We start from the raw sequence: 17,571 nt of genomic DNA on the forward strand, positions 1-17,571 counted from the left end.
CCAGACCTTCTGGCGCATATCTCGCCGCTCGGATGGGCTCATATCCTGCTCACAGGCGAATACAGGTGGAAAAGCAGGTGACGTCCGGTCTTAGGGTGTCATTCTGCACTCAGCCGGAGCAGACCCCTTCATCATCGACGGATCAGCAACCGCATATCCCATTTCCATTGCTGGCATTTTGATATTTGCCATTGGCCCATGGTTTAAAGTCAGTACGTTCGATTTGCGATCAAGTTTGGTTACTGTGCCCATCGTCATGTCATGATCGCCGCCCGCAAAGGCGGTCGTTGCGGCAACGACTATTGCGGTGGTTAGTGAAAGAAACTTCATTTTTCTATTGCTTCTTGGGTTGATTTTCTTCGTCATGCTCGATGTTCCTTCTGCGTTTACGGTTTAGGAAAAAGTGTCATTCGGGGAACGGCCACTTTGCGTTCCTACGGAAACTGTTTTTTGGCCTAGTATCGAGTTCGTTCAGGCGTGTTACCCCCAATTTTCAGTTTCCCGCGATGTATTGAAGCAAGCATCGGCTGCCTTTCAAATGAGACAGTAACTTGAGGTAAATCAATGGATTCTGGCCGACTTAAATGTATCAAATTGTATCGTTTACATTGAAAGGGGTCACGCCTAAACGTCTCTCGAGTAATTCGAAAGATCCGACCATGCATCCTACACGTTTTGCGAAGATTTTGAGTATTTTGTCGCTTGTGTTCTTTTCCGCTGCCTTTGCAACCCAAGCCTCTTTCGCGACTGGTTTGGGGCATGACGCAGTCGGTGCAATATGCTCGCACTCCGACGCCGAGAATAGTACGCCTTCTCGTATGAGCGTTGTTTCCAAAGAGGCAGTTTGCTTCGATTCAGCCGCTCAATGCTCGATGTACTTCACTGCATCTCAAAAGCCTTCTGGACCGAATAATGTTGTAGGCAAAGACGAGCAGGTGCCTTGCGAACGAAATGCTGAGAGTTGGACAGGTGAGGTTTCTTCGCCTCCCCCGCGTGGGTAAAATGCTGTGCATGTTGATGCTCTAAGCCAACTATCGCGCAACTGACAATTCTTGTGCTCCCGAATACGCGTTGTCCACAGTTTGGACACATGCAGGAATGGCTTCTTCGGAACAGCGGAAAATCCTGTCCGCTTTTCTAAGGGCCGTGAGTTTCAGCACACCCTAAAGATCCCATTACTAAGGAAAAAGTATGCGTTTTTTCAATGCAAAGTTCCTCGCACGCTCAGATACGGCTCTGAGTACCTCAGAAGACCTGCTCGGTAGCCTTTCACGGCGTCAATTCGGTCTGACCGCAGCTGCGGCGCTCGCTGTACCAACCGCTTTGCAAGCACATCAGGCCCCGAAAATCTCATCCAAGGGAACCTACGATATCACGGTCGACCGCGTGCGGATGAACATCGGAAATGTTCGACGGAGGGGGGTTGGCTATAATAACAGCTCGGTGCCGACAATCCTGCGTTTCAAGGAAGGCGAAGAGGTGACCATTAATGTCACCAATAATCTCAACGAGACGACATCGATCCACTGGCACGGGCTGATCCTTCCCTTCCGTCAGGACGGAGTTCCAGGGATCAGCTTCAACGGTATCGCTCCAGGCGAAACATTCACATATCGGTTCCCGATCACCCAAGCTGGCACTTACTGGTTTCACAGCCATTCCGGTTTCCAGGAACCTGACGGAGCCTACGGAGCGATTGTGATCGAACCGCGTGGCGGTGAAAGGGTTCGAGCCAACCGCGACTATGTTGTGCAGCTAGCAGACAGTCACCCCCATCCCGGTCGTAAAATCATGCGCAACCTCAAAAGAATGCCGGACTACTATAACCGCTCGCAACGTACTCTCCAAACATTGATCAAAGACTCGCGTCAAGACAGCCTGCAAGCCGCCTTAAGAGAGCGCGGGATGTGGGGCCGCATGCGCATGATGCCAACGGACATTGAAGACGTGCAGGGCTTTACCGCTTCGATTAACGGACTCAGTACATCGCAGAATTGGACAGGACTATTCCGACCCGGCGAAAAGGTACGACTTCGGATCATCAACGCGTCCGCGATGACCTATTTCGACATGCGTATCCCTGGTTTGAAAATGACCGTTGTTCAGGCCGACGGGAACGACGTTAAGCCAATCAAGGTGGACGAGCTGCGTGTGGCCGTTGCTGAAACCTATGACATTATCGTACAGCCACGCGAAAACAAAGCTTACAGCATTATTGCCGAGTCGGTTGGTCGAACTGGATTGGTTCGCGGAACTCTTTCTCCCAAAGAAGGACTGGTCGGTGCGGTACCAGCACTCAGACCTAAGCCGATGCTCACAATGGCGGACATGGGCGGCATGATGCACGGTATGGGAATGGGTGACCATGTCATGCAAAATATGGCGGATATGGACCACTCCAACATGGCGGGTATGGACCACTCCAACATGGCGGGTATGGACCACTCCAACATGGTTCAGGCTGGCGCTGGTGATCCATTCTATGCTGAAGGCAGCGGATTGACCCCTAAGGCTTACAACGGTGGAAAATTCTTGTCCTATTCGGATCTGACCGCTTCACGTCCTCGATACAAACATCGGGCGCCGTCACGTACAATTGAATTGCGCCTCACAGGTATCATGGAGCGCTACATTTGGTCGATAAATGACATCAAATTCGATGATGCTGAACCCATCATACTGAATTACGGAGAACGGGTACGGATCCGTTTCATCAATGAGACGATGATGGCGCACCCGATGCACCTGCACGGGATGTGGTCACTTCTGGATGTTGGCAAGGGCGCACGGAACCCGATCAAACATACGGTGAACGTCAACCCTGCAACCACGGTCGATATGGATGTCGAAGTGGATGAGCCAGGGCAGTGGGCTTTCCACTGCCACCTCTCGTACCACGCAGACGCGGGCATGTTCAGGAAAGTCGTCGTCAACGGCGGCCCTGCCTAACCCTTGCCAAAAAAGGACAAAAATCATGCAAATTTATACGATTGCCGGTGCAGCCGGTATACTTCTCACAACGATGTCGATGACACATGCAGAGCCACTAATTTACGGATTTCAGGCGGAGAGACTTGAATATCGAAATGGCGACAACGATGAAAATGTCTTTGTTTGGGACTTCGATGTTGTTGCAGGAACTGATGAACTAAAGTTCGTTTGGCGAAGTGAGGGAGAAGTTGTTGAAGGGTCCGGCGAGTTTGAGGGCCTGGAAAACCAGTTGCGTTTACAGTTCCCGATTTCAACGTTCTTTGACGCCGTTGTTGGTGTTCAAGCAAGCACACCAGATGACTTGCCCGACCGCTACAATGCTGTATTGGGTCTTAAGGGGCTGGCACCTGGTTTCTTAGAGATCGATGCAGACTTCTACTTGTCAGATCATTCGTTCTTCCGTTTTGAAGCTGAGTACGAAGGCCTAATCACTAACCGTCTTATTCTCATACCCAGTATTGAACTGGTTGTGCCGTTGCAGGATGACCTCGCCTATGATCAGGCTGCGGGTGGCGCAACCGTCGAAGCGGGATTGCGCCTCAGTTACGATTTGGTTGGTCGGGCATTCTCTCCGTACATTGGGGTAAATTATGAGAAGTCTTTTGGTGGAACCGCTGACCTCATTCAAGCAAGTGGCGAGAAAAACGGTGTTACTTCCATTGTTTTCGGGACTCGCATGATGTTTTGATCATCGACCGCTCCCGCGTAAAGTGGGAGCGGTGCACATTTGCTGAGTTTATACATAGCCCGTGTGATGCGGTTGCGAACTTTTGCTTAACTTGAAGGGCATTGTCAGATTAAACAGGCTTGAGGCGGGTAGGGCGACCAACTAGCGGTTGAATATGCCAAAACGCTCCCCTTTTCGCTACTCCAAAACCAGCCCCGAGATCATCCGCCTAGCGGTGATGATGTAAATCCGGTTTCAACTCTCTCTGCGCGATGTGGAGGATCTTCTTCATGAGCGGGGTATCGATGTCAGCCATGAAACCATCCGGTTCTGGTGGAACAGATTTGGACTACTATTCGCAGCCGAGATCCGAAGAAAACGGGCCAGCCGGATGCGGTGTTACTCGAATTTGCAATGGCATTTGGACGAAGTGTTTGTGAAAATCTACGGCGTCCAGCATTACTTGTGGCGTGCGGTTGATCACGAAGGCGAAGTGCTCGAAAGTTACGTCACCAAGTTCCGAGATCGCGCTGCAGCCTTTAAATTCTTGAAGAAAGCGATGAAACAGTATGGTCAACCGGAGGTCATCGTCACCGACAAATTGTGTTCTTACGGTGCCGCAATGAAGGTTATTGGGAATGTGGCCAGGCTAGAGACTGGACGTTGGAGGAACAATCGAGCTGAGAATTCACATTTACCTTTTCGTCGACGAGAAAGTGCTATGCACCGTTTTCGTCGCATGCGAAGTTTACAGAAATTCGTCTCCGTTCACGCTTCCGTCGTCAACCGCTTTGACCTGCCTCCCGAAACCTCCCTCGTTCTGATGTAGAGTTTGCTCAACCTTTTGAAGGAGCAAACGAATGCGAAAGAGCCGTTTCACCGAGGCGCAGATCATCGGGATGATCAAGGAACAGGAAGCTGGAATGCCGACGGCGGAGGTGTGCCGCAAGCACGGTCTCAGCCAGGGCACGTTCTACAAATACAAGTCGAAGTATGGCGGCATGGAGGTGTCCGACGTCTCGAAGCTGAAGGCGATGGAAGACGAGAATGCCAGGCTCAAGCGCCTGCTGGCCGATACGATGCTGGACAATGCTGTTCTGAAGGATCTTCTGGGAAAGAACTAACGACGCCGAATGAGCGGCGAGAGGCAGCGCGTCGCGCGATGCGGGATCACGATATCTCGCAACGCCGGGCCTGCCGACTTGTCGGTGTCGATCCGAAGACGGTCCGGCGCGAACGCCCGCCGGACAACCCCGAGATACGCAAGGAGATGAAAGCCGTCGCGGCCAAGCGCCGTCGCTTCGGCTACCGGCGGATCGGGGTGATGCTGGAGCGCAAGGGAATGATCATGAACCACAAGAAGCTGTATCGGCTTTACACGGAGGAGAAGCTGGGCGTCAGGCGTCGACGGGGCCGGAAACGGGCGCGAGGATCGCGGACGCCAATGCCAGAAGCTCTGAGGCCGGGCGAACGCTGGTCGTTGGACTTTCTGTCCGACACGTTCGGTGCTTCACGCCGGTTCCGCATCTTGGCAGTGAACGATGATTGCTGCCGCGAGAACCTGTGCCTGATGGCCGATACCAGTATCTCGGGCGCCCGTGTGGCGCGGGAACTGGATGCGCTAGTTCGCATCTATGGCAAGCCTGCCAGCATTGTCAGCGATAATGGGACAGAGTTCACCAGTCGGGCCATCCTGAAATGGGCCAACGACAACGACGTGGACTGGCACTACATCGACCCGGGCAAGCCACAGCAGAATGCCTTCATCGAGTCATTCAACGGCAGCCTGCGCGACGAACTTTTGAATGAAGAGATGTTCGACACTTTGGACGATGCCCGGCGCAAGCTGGCGCTTTGGCGCTACGACTACAACAATGTCAGACCGCACTCATCGCTCAGCAACAAGACACCCACAGAAGCGCGCCGGACGCTTGAGCAATTTGAGGGCTCCGCGCCCGACGCGCTTGCCCAAACCGAAACCGAGGAATATGAAAACCAGACCCGCAGACTCTCGTTATGAATGAGGGACCATCGGGGGGCAGGTCACCTTGAATATGGCAAATACTCGGTGATTGGTGAAAACCAGTAATGTGACGATGAGGTGGCAAAATTGTCTTTGACCAGGAGAGCTTTCCTTAGAGGAATGACGTTTGCACTGGCTGGTACCCGCTTGTCAGCAGCGCCTTCCGAATTGGTCCTCGCGCCACAAGAGATCAAGGCTCGCTTCAGAGGGCAAGACGTGTCGATGCTGGGCTTCAACGGCGGTCTGCCAGGCCCTGAGATCAGGGTGAGACAAGGGCAAAATGTCCAAATTATCCTTGAGAACCGCTTGGATGAGGGCGCGCTTGTCCATTGGCATGGGTTGCGGGTTCCAAATCGGATGGATGGTGTGAACGTACTCACCCAGGATGTAGTCATTCCGGGCGATTCATATCGTTATCAATTTGGCGTCCCGGATGCTGGCACGTTTTGGTATCACTCGCATTACCTGTCTTATGAACAGGTTGGTAGAGGACTGTTCGGTGCGTTCATCGTCGAGGAGAAAAATGTGCCCGCTGTCGATCATGACATTGTTGTTCAGTTCTTCGATGTCTTGCTGGATGAGGCTGGACAATACGAAGATGAGTTCAATGCGGCCCATTTCTCGACCGAGGGCCGCATAGGAAACTTGGTGATGGCTGATGTTAGCAATGGAACCGGCCAAATCGTAAAGCGAGGCGACCGTCTGCGGCTGCGTCTCATAAACCCTTCAATCGATAGGGTTTACCGTGTCAGCCTGGATGGTTTGGAAGGCAAGATCGTTGCACTGGATGGCATGCCCCTGGCGCATCCACGGGCACTTGAACCAATTCTACTCGCTCCGGGGCAAAGATGCGACGTGATCGGTGATGCGACCGGGCCTATTAGATTCGACGACAGCTTTGGAGAGCGGACGTTGAGCCTTGGCGTAATCACAGTTTCCGGTTCCCGTGACCCTGCGAAAACGCCCATCACCGCGTTGCCCGCCAACCGAATGCCCGCCCCCAAAGACCCCGGCCAAACCGCGGAGCTGGTGCTCCAGGGAGGTGCGGGAAGCGCGTCCCACAGCGGCACGGCGACATGGGCGCTCAATGACGTATCGGGCCTGCCTCGAACCCCTTTCCTATCCGTCGCGCAGGGGACGACCGCGCGTATTTCGATCCGCAACGAAACCGAGTTTCCACATGTCATGCATCTGCATGGCCACCATTTCTGGGAACTCGATGCGGCGGGTGAAGCCGGTCCATACCGAGACTCGATCTATCTGGATATCGGCGAGACGCAGGACATTCTGGTCGTCCTAGACAATCCGGGATCGTGGATGCTGCATTGCCACATGTTGAGCCACCAAGCCGACGGAATGGCCACGTGGATCAAAGTCGGCTGAGGGTCGAGACGGATACATACCGTTACAAATATCTGAATGATAACAGGCCTTCTGCCGTTTACGTAGCCTGACAAGCGAGAAACAGGTCCATCGATTGCCAACGGGAGCGTTCATTGACCCTGACACCAAAATCTCTGGGCAGGATTGCGGCGGCAGGATCAGCCGCCTTGCTGTTCGGGGCGTTCGTTTTCCAGGCTCTAGGCTACGCGCCGTGCGCAATGTGCATCTGGCAACGCTACCCACACGCAATCGCCATTGGAATGGGGGCTCTGTTGCTCCTCGCTCTTCCGGTCCTGCCAATCCTGATAATCGGCGCCCTATCGGCACTGAGCACATCCGCGTTGGGGGCGTTTCATACCGGTGTCGAGCGCGGCTGGTGGGAGGGACCGACGTCTTGCACGGGATCCGGCCTCGATGTCTCTCAAATGTCGGTATCGGAATTGCTGCCCTCTGCCAGTTCAAGTGATCCGACTCTGATTCTGTGCGATGAGGTTGTCTGGGAATTTCTGACGTTGTCCATGGCCAGTTGGAACGCGATCCTGAGCGGTGTCCTTGCTTGTCTCTGGTTGGTCGCAATCGCAAGGCATCAAAAGGGTCGGTGGTATGAGGCCGCGGACGTTTCTTGAATCGTCTCACATCCATCAAGAACAGCAAAGGGCTTCGTTTCATGGTTACAAGACGACACTTCCTTGCACTCTCCGGTTCGTTGTTTTCAGCGTCTCTGAGTTCACCTGTGTTCGCGAAGACCTGGCCGACGAAAGCCGAAAAAGCGGCGTGGGATGCGCAGGTCACGCCCGCCAACTATGACCCGGCAACATCCAACCCATGGGGGCTGCATCCCAGGCTGTTGCCGCAACGCGTTTTGGCAAATGACGGTTTGCGCCCGGGTGACATTCACGTCGATGCGATCGCGCGCTATCTGTACCATATTGAGGAGGGTGGCACCGCGATGCGCTACGGGGTCGCGATTGCCAAGGGCGATCTCTATGAACCCGGCACCTATACGATCCGCCGAAAGGTCGAATGGCCGCACTGGACGCCAACACAATCGATGATCGAACGCGATCCGGAGGCTTACGAACGGTTTGCCGATGGTATGGAGCCTGGCCCCGACAATGCCTTGGGCAGCAGGGCTTTGTATCTATTCGTCGGAGATCGGGATACGTACCTTCGAATTCACGGAACACCGAGCCCACGCAGCATTGGCGGCCGGGCCAGTTCAGGATGCGTGCGCATGGTGATGGCCCAAATCAATGATCTCTATCCGAATGTCGCTATCGGATCGACGGCGTTCCTCTACTCGGCCGAGGACAGCGTTACCGCTCGAAGCTGATCTATTCGTCGGAAGGCGCGTCTTTGGCTCACCCGCCGAGTCCCGCGTCGTTTTCGGTTGGTATACGGCTCCTCGACACCTTTTTTCTGGATATCGCATGTCTCAGATGAAGAGGAGCGTTCGCCCCGAACTGATTTGTCGCAATTTGTAACAGACCCCGCCTTTGTGACCTCGCGATACAAAACACCGGCTCGCGTGGCATTCCGTAAAAGCAGGTGCCGCCCATATGATTTGTATCGCAACACTGACACGAGGTGATCGAAATGAAGCGCAACACAATACTCGCTGCAATGACGCTGGCTGCAACTGCTATCGGCGGTGCTGCATTTGCGGATGCCAACCACGGGCGTGGGGGGCAATTCGGTGCCCAGAGCGGACCGAGCATGATGCAGAACAGTTGTCCCGACATGATGGGAAAGATGGGCGGCATGATGGACATGATGACGCGCATGCACGGAAACATGATGGGCGGCCGCATGATGGGCGGCGGCATGATGGGCCCAGGCATGGGTGGCGGCATGATGCAAATGTTCGACACTGATGGAGACGGCACAACCGCGCCGACAGAGATGCGCACGCAGCTTCAGTCAAAGCTTTCCGAGTTTGACAGCGACGGGGATGGAAACCTCTCTATTGCCGAGTTTGAAGCTCTCCACAGCGCGATGATCCGCGAAATGATGGTTGATCGCTTCCAACACCTCGATGCCGATGGCGACGGCGCGGTGACGCCGGAAGAGATGGCCGCTCCGGCCGATAGGATGGAACGGATGCAGATGATTCGGTCGAACATGGCAGATGACGCGCCCGTGCGGCCCGGCAATGGCCAGGGCATGGGCGACGGCACCATGATGCAGGACAACTGAGTCGTGGCGTGCCGGTTCTTTTACCGGCACCCTTTCTCGAAGCGCCAAAACCATACGCCGGTGGGACATTGAACCCAACAGCGGCATGAGGCGTTCAGCCTCCGTAGGCAGACAGTTTTAGAAACGGAAAGGAAAAAACCCATGTCATATACCCATGATCGCGTCTTGAAAGATACCAATATCGATGACGCGGAGATGCGCGTCCGAGACGCTCTGTCAGACAAGGGATTCGGCGTTCTGACCGAGATCGACGTCAAGGCGACGATGAAAAACAAGCTGGATGTGGATATGCCAGCCTACCGCATCCTGGGGGCCTGTAATCCGGGCATGGCGCACAAAGCCATCGAGATCGAGCCTCGTATCGGCGCGATGCTCCCGTGCAACGTGATCCTGCGGCAAGTGGACGGCGGTACCGAAATCAGCGCCGTCGATCCTGTCGCTTCGATGCAGGCGGTACAGAACGAAGACCTGGCCGCGGTCGCCGGCGAAGTCCGCGATCTACTCCGGGACGCCCTCGACGCCGCGTGATGGGGATTGGATATCCTATCCCCGATTGAGCACCTTTGGCATTGCTCGATCAATGCCATTTGAACCCACATCTGTCTTTTATTAGGAACTCACCCAGTGTTGCCAGCGGCTTTGCCATTTCCGGACATCGGAACCGACCTCTTCTCCTTCGACATCGGGGGGGTCACATTTGCACTCCGCTGGTACGCGCTAGCCTATATCTTCGGTATCCTGATTGGCTGGCGCATTTGTTTGAGTGCCATAAGCCGTCCAGCGCTCTGGACGTCAGCTGGACCGCCGCTTGACCGAACGCAGATCGAAGATCTTCTGACGTGGATTATCATCGGCGTGATTGCTGGCGGGCGTCTGGGCTTTGTATTGTTCTACCAGCCCGCATATTATCTCGCCAATCCCTTGGAAATTCTGATGGTCTGGCAAGGCGGCATGTCTTTCCACGGGGGGTTCGCGGGCGTTGTCATTGCGGCCTTGCTGTTCTGCCTTAGACAGAACGCGTCATTGCTCAGCACTGGCGACTTGCTGGCTTTGGCAACACCACCAGGCTTGTTTCTTGGGAGGCTGGCGAACTTCACCAACAATGAGTTGTGGGGGCGTCCAACGGACGTTCCCTGGGCGGTGATCTTTCCCGGCGAAGTCGCGCAGGCCTGCCCAGGGATTAGCGACCTCTGCGCGCGACACCCGTCGCAGCTGTATGAGGCGCTATTGGAGGGGCTCATTCTTGGAATGCTGCTCATTTATCTCGCTTGGGGCCGGGGCTGGCTGAAAATGCCCGGTGCCTTGGCTGGCGTGTTTCTGACCGGCTATGGTCTTGCCCGAAGTTTCGTCGAGATGTTCCGGCAACCGGACCAACAATTTGTGACGGCGGACAACCCGATTGGCCATGCGTTTCATTTTGGTGAGTGGGGTTTGACGATGGGCCAGTTGCTCTCCATGCCGATGGTGTTGGTCGGGCTGGCGTTGATCGTGTTCGCCAGGCGGGTATGGGGCCGGAAAGCGCCACCCCGCAGAGCCGCAATGTAATCTCCATACTGATCTCTCTTGACCTTCCTGTGGATGGAAGCCTTAGGCAAGAGAAGCATTCTCGGAAAGGACCGCAAAATGAGCACCCCCGACAGTTCTCAAACCACAGCGACTTCTTCGGTATTCGTTTGCCCCATGCACCCTGAGGTGCGACAGGTTGAGCCCGGCAATTGTCCGAAATGCGGAATGCATCTCGTGCCGGAATCGGAGCTCGATGTCCATTCAGCACATGATCATCACAACCACCACGCGCATGCCACGCCGGCCGATGGCCGTTATGATCTGGTTCCTACAGGGCATAATGGTCCCATTTACACCTGCCCGATGCACCCTGAGGTGCGGCAGCCTGATCCGGGCGCGTGTCCGATCTGTGGTATGGGATTGGAACTGGAATCCGGTGTGCCGGGCGATGAAGGTCAAAATCCCGAACTGGTGGATTTCACACGGCGGTTCTGGGTCGGCACAGTCCTGACGATCCCTCTCCTTGTCCTCACGATGGGGCCATTCGTCGGTTTCCCCGCAGTCCGGACTTTTTTTGGCGAAAGCACTACACAATGGATCGAATTGATCCTGGCAACGCCAGTGGTCTTGTGGTGCGGCTGGCCGTTTCTGGAACGCGGATGGATTTCGTTCCGCACGTTGAACCTCAACATGTTCTCCCTGATCGGCATGGGCGTTCTTGCCGCCTGGCTCTTCAGCGTCGTTGCCGTTCTCGCACCGGACATATTCCCTGATGGGTTCCGAGACTTCGAAGGCCATGTCGGCGTCTACTTCGAGGCGGCGGCGGTGATCGTGACGCTCGTGCTGCTCGGTCAGGTGATGGAATTGCGCGCACGTGAAGGAACCGGTAAGGCGATCCGTGCGCTTCTCGACATGGCCGCCAAGACCGCGCGGGTCATGCGGGACGATGGCTCCGAGGAGGAGATTCCGCTGGAGGACGTACAGGTCGGCGACCGTCTGCGCGTGCGGCCCGGCGATAAAGTGCCTGTCGATGGCGTGGTTCTGGACGGCCGGTCCTCGATCGACGAAAGCATGATCTCCGGTGAACCTGTGCCGGTCGAGAAGACCGAAGGCGACCCGGTAACTGGTGCGACGATCAACGGCACTGGCAGTCTGGTGATGGAGGCGACGCGTGTCGGGTCCGACACGATGCTGGCTCAAATTGTCGAGATGGTGTCGAACGCGCAGCGCTCGCGCGCCCCGATCCAGAAATATGCCGACAAGGTGGCGGGTTATTTCGTTCCGGCCGTCATCGGTATCGCGGTCCTGTCCTTCATCGCCTGGGCGATCTGGGGGCCCGCGCCTGCGCTGTCTTATGCACTCGTCTCCGCCGTCGCGGTTTTGATCATCGCCTGTCCCTGTGCGCTTGGCCTGGCGACACCGATGTCGATCATGACGGCGACGGGACGGGGGGCTCAGGCCGGGGTGCTGATCAAGAACGCCGAGGCGCTGGAGCGGTTCGAGAAAGTCGATACCCTGATCGTCGACAAGACCGGCACGTTGACCGAAGGCAAACCGCGGCTTGTCGACGTACTCCCGCAACCCGGCCACGACGAAGCCGAAGTCCTGCGTCTCGCCGCATCGCTTGAGCGCGGATCGGAGCACCCTCTCGCCGAAGCGATCGTCAGGGGCGCGGAGGCGCGTAACGTCACGATGGCCGATGCCGACGACTTCGAGGCGGTTACCGGCAAGGGCGTAAAGGGGGTCGTAGACGGCAAGGCCGTCGCCCTCGGCAATCTGGCGATGATCCGCGAATTGGGGCTTGAGGCAGGCGACCTGACCGCCAAGGCCAACGCCCGCCGCGACGAAGGCGAGACGGTGATGTTCGTGGTGCTGGACAGTGAGATCGCCGGTCTTGTCGGTGTCGCCGACCCGGTGAAGGAAACGACGCCCGTAGCCATCAAGGACCTGCACGAGCTGGGATTCCGGGTCATAATGGCAACCGGCGACAATGAACGCACGGCCAAGGCCATCGGCGCGCGGCTCGGCATCGACGAGATCCGGGCCGACGTGCTGCCGGAGGACAAGGCGCGGATCATCAAGGAATTGCAGGCCGAGGGCCGCAAGGTCGCCATGGCCGGGGATGGCGTCAACGACGCCCCCGCGCTCGCGCAGGCCGATGTCGGCATCGCGATGGGCACCGGCGCAGATGTGGCCATCGAAAGCGCGGGCATCACGCTGGTCAAGGGCAACCTCGACGGTATCGTGCGCGCGCGGCGGCTGGCTCGGGCCACTATGCGCAACATCCGCCAGAATCTGTTCTTCGCGCTGATCTACAATGCCTCCGGAGTGCCGGTCGCGGCGGGAGTTCTGTTTCCCTTCTTTGGCATCCTCATCAGTCCGATGTTTGCTGCCTTCGCCATGAGCGCGTCGTCAATCTCGGTGGTGCTCAATTCGCTGCGCCTTCGCGGCGTTCGTATCTAGAAGCGCGCAACAGCGTTCGGACGAACCAAAATTAAAAGGGGATCATTTATGCAGAGCGATCAAGACACGTACCGCGAAGGTTCCATAAGTCTGGGCGGAGCCATTGCGATGGGAACAGGCGTGATGATCGGCGCCGGAATCTTTGCGTTGACGGGGCAAATCGCGCAGCTCGCCGGCCCTCTATTCCCGCTTGCATTCATCGCCGGCGCGGTCGTCACAAGCTTCAGCGCCTACAGCTATATCAGGATGTCGAACAAATGGCCTTCCTCGGGTGGCATCGCCATGATCCTGCAAAAATGCTATGGCCCCGGAGCCATCGCAGGCGGGGCCGCGTTGCTGATGGCGCTCAGCATGGTGATCGCGGAAAGCCTCGTCGCGCGAACCTTCGCCACCTATGTCCTGCGCCCTTTCGATATCGAAGGTGGCCCACTGGTCCCCGCTCTGGCCGTGGCCGTGATCATTTTCGCCTTTTTGGTGAACATCGCCGGAAACCGCTCGGTCGGGCTGTTCTCGCTGATCATGGCAGCGATCAAGATCGGAGGCATAGCTCTGTTCGGCATCGCGGCCCTGTGGTCCAGTGGTTTTGCGTTCGCCGCGGCCTCCGAGACGCTTCAATCCTACGGGCTCACCGGGTTCATCGCCTCTACGGCGCTGGCCATCCTCGCCTTCAAAGGGTTCACAACGATCACAAACAGCGGGGCCGAGATCACCGAACCCAACCGCAACGTTGGGCGAGCGATCATGTTCTCGATCGGAATCTGCGTCGTCGTTTACCTGTTGGTCGCCTTCGGGGTCGGTTCGAGTCTGACGATCGAGGAGATCATTTCGGCGCGGGACTATTCACTGGCACAAGCGGCGCAGCCCGCCCTTGGACAAACCGGCTTCATATTGACGGTGATCCTGGCCGCTGTCGCAACCGCATCGGGCGTTCTGGCCAGCGTCTTCGCGGTGTCGCGTATGCTGGCGATGTTGACCGACATGGAAATGATCCCGCACAGCCACTTCGGTATGTCCGGCCCAATCCAACGCCACACGCTGGTCTATACCGTTGTCATCGCATCAGCGCTGGCCGTGCTTTTCGACCTGGGCCGAATCGCATCCCTCGGTGCTTTCTTCTACCTAGTCATGGACATGATCATACATTGGGGCGTGTTCCGCTATCGTCGAACAGACGTCGGCGCCTCCGGTATCGTGCTTTTGACTGCCCTGTCGCTCGATGTAGTTGTATTGGCAGCTTTCACCGTGATGAAGCTTCAAAGCGACCCGATGATCGTTCTCTACGCCGCTGTCGGGATGATCGCTGTGTTCGCCTTCGAGCGCGTTTACTTGTCGCAATGGGTGGCACCGCAAGTCGCCCCCGCCCCCGCCCACGCCCACGGTGATTAGCCTGCCATCACCTGGCCTGAAGAGATGCGATGCCTTGTGCGCCGATCGTGATCAGCCCGACCGACAAGGCAAACGCAGCCAGGGCAAGCAGCATCACGCCCGTGTTCATGGGCAAGCGACGTACAACCGGTCCAAGAAATTCCGACCGCCCGAAAGCCGAGACGTAGAGCGGCAACGCGCTTATCATAGTCGCATAGAGGTAAACGCCGGAGATGTTCTCGAAAAACGCCGAACGCGCAAGAGTCGGGGATACAACCGCCAAAGCGGTTGAACGATTGCCGCCGAATGACCCGAACCAGTCGGCAGATAGAACGTATATCAGCACGTGGAGACCTGGAAAGAGAAGGGCTCTGAGCAAGACATCGACCAGCACGAAAAACGCCGTGTCTCTTGAGCCCGCCTTTGGTTGCTTTGTCATAGCGAAAAGGAAAAAACTGACATAGTTGACGGCAAAAACCACGGGCAAACCGTTGGTCGCAACCTGCCTTAGAAAGCGCATGAGTGCCGGTCCGCCGGCAGCAAGAGCCGGAGCAAAGCCCGGAGCCAGTAAGACGTAGAACAACAGGACCGGCAGTAATGCAGCGAAGCTGAACAGCAGGACATTTCTAACAAACTGAGCCGCGGGCATACTGATAGAGAAAAATCTATCCATTGAAATAGCCTGCCATGTGGGCACCACTAGGTCGATGATACGGGGCGTTGTTGCACAAGTCTGACGCCTCAGGATTCCCTTCGCGAACCCATGCTGTTAGCCGCATTCCATGAGCAACCCATCTCCCGCCCGCTATCGTACGACCAACTGGTCCAGCTACAACGCATCGCTGCGCAAGCGGGGGTCCCTGCTGATCTGGGTCGACGAAGACATCACTTGGCGCGCGCCCTCACCGCCGCCCTCCTAGCCGGCACGATATCATTTCTGTCCCCCTGCGTGCTACCTCTTGTGCCAGGTTATGTCTCCTACGTAACCGGGCGCACAGCCGCTGAGGGCGGGGTGGTCGGCGCTTCGCCGTCGCGCGCGGTCTGGCTAAGCCTGTGTTTTGTCCTCGGCTTCTCCACCATCTTCATGGGACTTGGCGCATCCGCGACTGCAATGGGTCAGGCCCTGCTTCGGTGGCGGTATGAACTCAACCTCGTTGGGGGCGGCATCATCATTTTCTTCGGGCTCTTCATGATAGGAGCCGCGCGTGTTTCGGTCATGGAACGCGACTTCCGATTCAATCTCAACATCCCCGGGGGCCAACCCGCTGCGTCCTATGTCCTCGGTCTTGCCTTCGGTTTCGGCTGGACTCCGTGCATCGGCCCGATCCTCGGCGCGATCCTGACAGCCAGTGCGGCGAGTGCCACGATGGGCGAAGGTATCATGCTGCTTGCCGTCTATTCCGCCGGCCTTGGAATACCGTTTCTGATCGTGGCCGGATTCACCGACCAGATCGCGGGACGGTTGCGGGCCATCGGCCGGGTTGGCCGCCGCCTCCACCAGCTTGCGGGCATAGTGATGATCTTGATGGGGCTGGCGATGATGACAGGGCAGTTGAGCGCGCTGTCATACTGGATGCTCGACGTATTTCCGGTTCTGGGACGGATCGGATAGCTCCATTAGTAGCAGCGTCTATTGATAACAGAAAATTTTCTTGAACCTCTAGTAGCTTTAGGAGTTAAGCCACCGACAAAGAACGGCACCATGGAGCAAGTTGCCAATAACGCCTCACTCCTTCCCGGGCGAACAACACTGCGTTCGGGGTAAGGTTCGGTTTGCCGTCCAATGCGTGAACGGAGCAATCTATATGCTGACAAGACGACATTTCATCCAGACGACCACCGCGCTGTTTTCGGCATCGATATCCAGCCCGCTCCTTGCAGACACGTGGCCTACCGATGCGCAGAAGGCAGCTTGGGACGCACAGGTTACACCTCCCGGCTACGACCCGGCCACGTCCAACCCTTGGGGCCTTCACCCTCGCTTCCTGCCACAGCGGGTCCTCGCGAAGGACGGACTTGTACCCGGTGATATCCATGTCGATGCTGTTGCGCGCTATCTCTACCACATCGAAGAAGGCGGCACGGCGATGCGCTATGGCGTGGCGATCGCGCGCGGTAAACTTTACGAACCGGGCACCTATACGATCAAGCGCAAGGTCAGGTGGCCGCATTGGCAGCCGACACAAAACATGATCGACCGCGACCCAGAGCTCTACGCCGATATCGCTGACGGTATGGAACCCGGACCTGAAAACGCGCTCGGATCGCGAGCCCTCTATCTCTTCGTCGGCGACCGAGACACCTATCTAAGGATTCACGGGACACCGTATCCAAGAAGCATTGGCGGCCGTGCGAGTTCCGGCTGCGTCCGAATGGTCATGGCACACATCAATGATCTCTATCCCAACGTCGAGATTGGCTCGACGGCATTCCTGTACTCGGCGGAAGACAGCGTCACCCCGAGAAGTTGACTGGCGCATCATGTGTTACGCGTGGGCTTGACGCATCTATGGGCTGATCAGGACTGGCGCGAAGTGCAGATGGGGTTGCCACCTGCCGAGCGTAGCGGAACCAAGGTGTTTTCCACCGGACCGCTGTGTTCATACCAATAACAGCCATCCTCGGGACGAAGCCGCGCCGTGGTGAGATCCTGACCAGGCGCAGCAAGGGCAATGACGGCCTCGGGAACACTTCCCACTTCGTTGCGAGCGCCGCCGTCGTCCAGCGTTGGCACCGCGCAGCCAGCAAGCACCAATGTCGCTGCGATATTCGGCGCGTTTCGTTTCTGCATGTCTACCTCACTCATTCTGATCGCTTCGTACCGGCAAGCGTTGCTCCAACCGCGTCGTTTCAAGGGGGCGGCTAGCTTCAAGCCTCCGCAGGGCGCCTTTCTTGCTGGACGAATATCCACTTGTTGCCCTTGAAGCTCTAGTTACTGTAGGGGCTATGTCAATGTGGAATCAATGAATCCTGAGGT

16 protein-coding genes and 2 pseudogenes are annotated in these 17,571 nt (G+C 56.8%); 15 read left to right on the forward strand and 3 right to left on the reverse strand.

All coding sequences use genetic code 11. The features are described from left to right. Window positions 1–90 precede the first annotated feature (90 nt). A complete protein-coding gene (locus MK745_RS14780; protein WP_243614076.1) occupies window positions 91–366 on the reverse strand; it encodes a copper-binding protein in 276 nt (91 codons plus the stop codon). Between the two features lie 825 nt (window positions 367–1,191). Here MK745_RS14780 and MK745_RS14785 point away from each other — a divergent pair. From MK745_RS14785 to MK745_RS14840, 12 genes and pseudogenes are all read left to right on the forward strand, one after another. After that, the gene (locus MK745_RS14785; RefSeq protein ID WP_243614077.1) at window positions 1,192–2,949 is read left to right on the forward strand and encodes a copper resistance system multicopper oxidase; all 1,758 of its coding nucleotides are present in this window, start codon (window positions 1,192–1,194) and stop codon (window positions 2,947–2,949) included. 25 nt (window positions 2,950–2,974) lie between these two features. Beyond that, window positions 2,975–3,679, forward strand: coding sequence for a copper resistance protein B (locus MK745_RS14790; protein WP_243614078.1), 705 nt, complete (start codon window positions 2,975–2,977; stop codon window positions 3,677–3,679). A 154-nt stretch (window positions 3,680–3,833) separates the two neighbouring features. Then, window positions 3,834–4,454: pseudogene (locus MK745_RS14795) on the forward strand (IS6 family transposase); the annotation flags it as partial. A gap of 64 nt (window positions 4,455–4,518) precedes the next feature. Next, window positions 4,519–5,678, forward strand: a protein-coding gene (locus MK745_RS14800) for an IS3 family transposase (RefSeq protein ID WP_243614079.1) whose coding sequence is annotated in 2 segments (ribosomal slippage) — window positions 4,519–4,768 and window positions 4,768–5,678 — 1,161 coding nt in all. Because the reading frame shifts where the segments join, the coding sequence is not laid out codon by codon here. 123 nt (window positions 5,679–5,801) lie between these two features. Beyond that, complete coding sequence (locus MK745_RS14805) at window positions 5,802–7,064, forward strand: multicopper oxidase family protein (RefSeq protein WP_279391823.1); 1,263 nt, start codon at window positions 5,802–5,804, stop codon at window positions 7,062–7,064. 113 nt (window positions 7,065–7,177) lie between these two features. Beyond that, a complete protein-coding gene (locus tag MK745_RS14810; RefSeq protein WP_243614081.1) occupies window positions 7,178–7,690 on the forward strand; it encodes a disulfide bond formation protein B in 513 nt (170 codons plus the stop codon). Between the two features lie 41 nt (window positions 7,691–7,731). Next, complete coding sequence (locus tag MK745_RS14815; protein ID WP_243614110.1) at window positions 7,732–8,397, forward strand: L,D-transpeptidase; 666 nt, start codon at window positions 7,732–7,734, stop codon at window positions 8,395–8,397. Between the two features lie 263 nt (window positions 8,398–8,660). Continuing rightward, a complete protein-coding gene (locus MK745_RS14820; protein ID WP_243614082.1) occupies window positions 8,661–9,260 on the forward strand; it encodes a calcium-binding protein in 600 nt (199 codons plus the stop codon). A 141-nt stretch (window positions 9,261–9,401) separates the two neighbouring features. Beyond that, a complete protein-coding gene (locus MK745_RS14825) occupies window positions 9,402–9,788 on the forward strand; it encodes a DUF302 domain-containing protein (RefSeq protein ID WP_243614083.1) in 387 nt (128 codons plus the stop codon). Between the two features lie 96 nt (window positions 9,789–9,884). Beyond that, complete coding sequence (lgt, locus tag MK745_RS14830; RefSeq protein WP_243614084.1) at window positions 9,885–10,805, forward strand: prolipoprotein diacylglyceryl transferase; 921 nt, start codon at window positions 9,885–9,887, stop codon at window positions 10,803–10,805. Between the two features lie 135 nt (window positions 10,806–10,940). Then, window positions 10,941–13,229, forward strand: coding sequence for a copper-transporting P-type ATPase (locus tag MK745_RS14835; protein WP_431978981.1), 2,289 nt, complete (start codon window positions 10,941–10,943; stop codon window positions 13,227–13,229). A 48-nt stretch (window positions 13,230–13,277) separates the two neighbouring features. Next, window positions 13,278–14,615: an APC family permease gene (locus tag MK745_RS14840; protein WP_243614086.1), complete on the forward strand. Its 1,338-nt coding sequence runs from the start codon at window positions 13,278–13,280 to the stop codon at window positions 14,613–14,615. A 7-nt stretch (window positions 14,616–14,622) separates the two neighbouring features. Here MK745_RS14840 and MK745_RS14845 read toward each other — a convergent pair whose 3' ends face one another. After that, the gene (locus MK745_RS14845) at window positions 14,623–15,267 is read right to left on the reverse strand and encodes a hypothetical protein (protein ID WP_054540602.1); all 645 of its coding nucleotides are present in this window, start codon (window positions 15,265–15,267) and stop codon (window positions 14,623–14,625) included. A gap of 109 nt (window positions 15,268–15,376) precedes the next feature. Between MK745_RS14845 and MK745_RS14850 the strand changes: the two are divergent. From MK745_RS14850 to MK745_RS14860, 3 genes and pseudogenes are all read left to right on the forward strand, one after another. Further along, window positions 15,377–15,496 (forward strand): annotated as a pseudogene (locus tag MK745_RS14850) (IS5/IS1182 family transposase); the annotation flags it as partial. After that, entirely contained in the window at window positions 15,484–16,206 is a 723-nt protein-coding gene (locus MK745_RS14855; protein WP_007803446.1) for a cytochrome c biogenesis CcdA family protein, read from the forward strand. The pseudogene MK745_RS14850 and the gene MK745_RS14855, both read left to right, overlap by 13 nt. A 193-nt stretch (window positions 16,207–16,399) precedes the next feature. Then, complete coding sequence (locus MK745_RS14860; RefSeq protein WP_007803448.1) at window positions 16,400–17,065, forward strand: L,D-transpeptidase; 666 nt, start codon at window positions 16,400–16,402, stop codon at window positions 17,063–17,065. Between the two features lie 47 nt (window positions 17,066–17,112). Here the strand turns inward: MK745_RS14860 and MK745_RS14865 are convergent, their stop codons facing one another. Beyond that, window positions 17,113–17,400: a hypothetical protein gene (locus MK745_RS14865; protein WP_431978980.1), complete on the reverse strand. Its 288-nt coding sequence runs from the start codon at window positions 17,398–17,400 to the stop codon at window positions 17,113–17,115. Window positions 17,401–17,571 lie beyond the last annotated feature (171 nt).

The organism is Shimia aestuarii (genome assembly GCF_022814865.1).
Lineage (GTDB): Bacteria > Pseudomonadota > Alphaproteobacteria > Rhodobacterales > Rhodobacteraceae > Shimia > Shimia aestuarii_A.